This window comes from Dialister succinatiphilus YIT 11850 (assembly GCF_000242435.1).
Lineage (GTDB): Bacteria > Bacillota > Negativicutes > Veillonellales > Dialisteraceae > Dialister > Dialister succinatiphilus.
Genome location: NZ_JH591190.1, coordinates 46,085 through 49,361 on the forward strand (window position 1 = coordinate 46,085; position 3,277 = coordinate 49,361).

Genomic DNA, 3,277 nt, shown 5'->3' on the forward strand with positions numbered 1-3,277 from the left:
AATGACTGCACCAATTGCATTTTCACTCCAAATTTCTCCAGTTTTTGTTATAATATCCATGAGGAAAGCCCTTTCTTTGTTTTATTTGTGCACGGAAATTATAACATTTCCACTCAAGGGGAGGCTTTCCTCTTTTATTGTTTCTGGAAAAATTCCCCTACCGAGTAAAATTTTACACTAAGGAGACAGCGCTGCCAGGGCGGAGGGGCGGCTGTCATTTTCTAGCTTAAAATAATTTCTTGACTCAGTTGCAGGCTTATGGTACAATAAACAACGTCATATGACGCCTGTCATATGACTCCATATGTGGCGGGTGTGGTGAAGCGGCTAACACGGCGGATTGTGGCTCCGTTATGCGTGGGTTCGAGCCCCACCACTCGCCCCATTTTTTTTTACCTGAAAACAGGGAATGAGGGTCCCCTGGCCCGCCGATTCCTTTATATGGGGGTATCGCCAAGCGGTAAGGCAACGGACTTTGACTCCGTTATCGGTGGTCCGACTCCACCTACCCCTGCCAGTCATCAAATCCTGCAGTTTCCCGCTGCAGGATTTTTTGCGTGGAAATAAGAGCCTTTCGAAACCTGTGGTCCCGGCCCCCTTTGGTGGCTTTCGCTACCACCGTCCCGCCCCGTTGGGAAGCGTGTCACTTGATTCTCAGTCGCCTGCGGCTCCTTGCGAATCGTGTGACACGCTTTCCCGTGGATGCACAGCGAACATGATTTGAAGGAGCGCCAGCGACGCACAAATCATAGTGAGTCGTTTCACCTTTAGGTGGAAAGTCCGGCGCAGCCGGATAAGGGGGAGCCGCGCAGCGGCTAATCACCAGAATGCTTACTATGCCATATGACACAGAAAAGCAAATCCCGTAACGCCTCTTGCGTCCCCTTTAGGGGAAGAGGGCCACGAAGTGGCGAAGGGTGGTGCGCCCGGCATGGGTGTAATCTAATGGGTGAAAGTCCCTAGTGCGGTATGACCATAACAAGCACACAGCCAATGGCAAGGGGTCCACCGTGAGGTGGGGTCTGAAGGAAGCCGGAGGCAAAACCTTGGTCCGACGAATAGAAACTTTATACGAAGGCAGAGTCTGACAGGATGAGGCAGCCACCTATGCTGAAGTCCAACGATGGTCTTGGCCAGGCTTTGTAAATAAAGCGGATAGATGAGGTGAAAGATTACACTCTTACCCGGGGAGGTCTCATGGACGTCAAAGCAGTGATAGGTCGTATATCTGGACCGGGCGGAGACGGTTGGAAAAGATTTGTCATGAGAAGTCAGCAGAGGTCATAGTACCGCAAAAGCGGAAAGGACCGAACAATTCCGGCCAAAGTAAATCATGAAAGGAGGAACGTGTGATGAAAACAGAATACAGTTTACAAACTGGCTACCGGTTGGAAAATAGTGGAACTGACGAAGATACAACAAGGAGCGTCGAGCACGGTCCTCGGGAAATGGAAGAAATGGCAAGCAGAATCACACTGGAGCGCATTGTGAACAGAGGTAATCTCTACGATGCCTATCAGCGAGTAAAAGCCAATAACGGGGCACCCGGCATAGACAATATGACTGTGAAGGAATACCCCGAATGGTACGCAGAGCATGGAGAGGAATGGATTGCAAGTATCCTGAACGGAACCTACAAGCCACTCCCTGTGCGGCGAGTAGAAATCCCGAAGGACAACAAAGGAGGAAAGAGGAAGCTTGGAATACCCATTGTTAAAGACAGAGTATTACAACAGGCGACCGCACAAATCCTCATGCCCTTCTATGAGTGCAAATTTGCAGAATGCAGTTTTGCATACCGGCCTCATAGAGGGGCCCGGCAGGCAATGGAAGTGGTAAAGCGGAGTGTAGAAGAAGGATATGAATACGCATGCGTACTCGACCTTTCTAAATACTTCGACACCATCAACCATGAACTGCTGATGAATATGCTGAGACAGGACATTTCGGATAAAAGAGTCATCGAACTCATCAAGAAATTTCTGAAAAGCGGAGTCATGGTCAAGGGATTGAAACAACGCACAGAAGAAGGCTCACCGCAAGGTGGGAACCTGTCCCCATTGCTGGCAAATATCTATCTGACTCCATTCGACAAAGAGTTTGAGGGGAGAGGCGTACGTATCGTCAGATACGCCGACGACATCCTCATACTGGCCAAAAGCCAAAGAGCGGCAGAAAGACTGCTGAAAAGCAGTACTAAGTATCTGGAAACCCGGCGGAGGCTTAAGGTAAACAGAGAAAAGAGCAAAGCAATCAGCATCTATAAAACGCCGGACTTTAAATTTCTTGGATTCTCGGTGACCAAAAGAGGGAAAGAGGTTAAACTAATGCCTCATCCGAACTCAGTAGCCAAGTTGAAGAGGAAATTGAAAAGTCTGACAGGTCGTAGCAAAGGCAGGGGCGCAAGAGAGATTATCCACAAAACGAATGAATATAATCGTGGATGGGTTGGCTATTATGGAATAGCAGACCTGACACGGATAGCAGGTCTTGATGGATGGGTAAGGTCTCGTATACGAATGTGCATATGGAAGCAGTGGAAGAACATATCCACACGGATAGATGCACTGCTCCGACTGCATGTTCCATGGAGACTTGCATTCAAGTGGGGAAAGAGTCAGAAAGGATACTGGCGCATAGCTCATAGCCAGATAATGATGACTTCAGTGACAAACAGGATACTGGAGAAAGCTGGATTCATCGGTCTAAAACAATGCTATGAGAATATAATCTGCCCAAGGAATTGAACCGCCGTATACCGAACGGTACGTACGGTGGTGTGAGAGGGATGAATAATCTCTACTCGATTGCAAGCGAACTGGATTCATAGGGGAGAGAAGCGACCCGCGAATCCAGTGAGACGCCATCCAGCGAAGTCGGTGTGGACGGTGGTAAGAATGATTATGATATTCTTATTCTATGTCTTATCGCCCTAAAGGGGAAACGACTCACTACATTTTGTGCATCGCTTCGCTCAGGGGGCCGCCGATTGGCGGTCAGGACCGCGATGGAGCATCATATCGGTGCTCTGCCCCGTACACCCTTTCCCGCTTCGCGGGACTTCCCCTCAAGGGGAAACGAGAGATATGAGGGAAAAAACAGCGAGTCATATACTTCAGGTACCATTTCGGCGTTTTCCCCCTTTGGTGGCTGTCGCCACCACCTTGCCCGGTGGGAAGCATGTCATATGATACTGAAAGGTTAAACCCGTAACGCTGACTTTAAAAATTGCGGCGAAGCCGCCACCACCACCCTCAGCGGCAGAGCCGCTGTCGCC

Annotated in this window: 2 protein-coding genes and 2 tRNA genes; all 4 read left to right on the forward strand. The window is 49.4% G+C overall.

The features are described from left to right. Nucleotides 1–181 (forward strand): hypothetical protein (locus tag HMPREF9453_RS12325; RefSeq protein WP_222859650.1); only part of this gene is annotated, 181 nt, incomplete at its 5' end. Nucleotides 182–309: 128 nt separating this feature from the next. Then, a tRNA-His gene (locus tag HMPREF9453_RS10335) sits at nt 310–385 on the forward strand. A 58-nt stretch (nt 386–443) separates the two neighbouring features. After that, nucleotides 444–517, forward strand: a tRNA-Gln gene (locus HMPREF9453_RS10340). 835 nt (nt 518–1,352) lie between these two features. Further along, nucleotides 1,353–2,747 (forward strand): group II intron reverse transcriptase/maturase, encoded by a 1,395-nt coding sequence (ltrA, locus tag HMPREF9453_RS10345; protein WP_008858889.1) that lies wholly within the window; start codon nt 1,353–1,355, stop codon nt 2,745–2,747. Nucleotides 2,748–3,277: the final 530 nt, after the last annotated feature.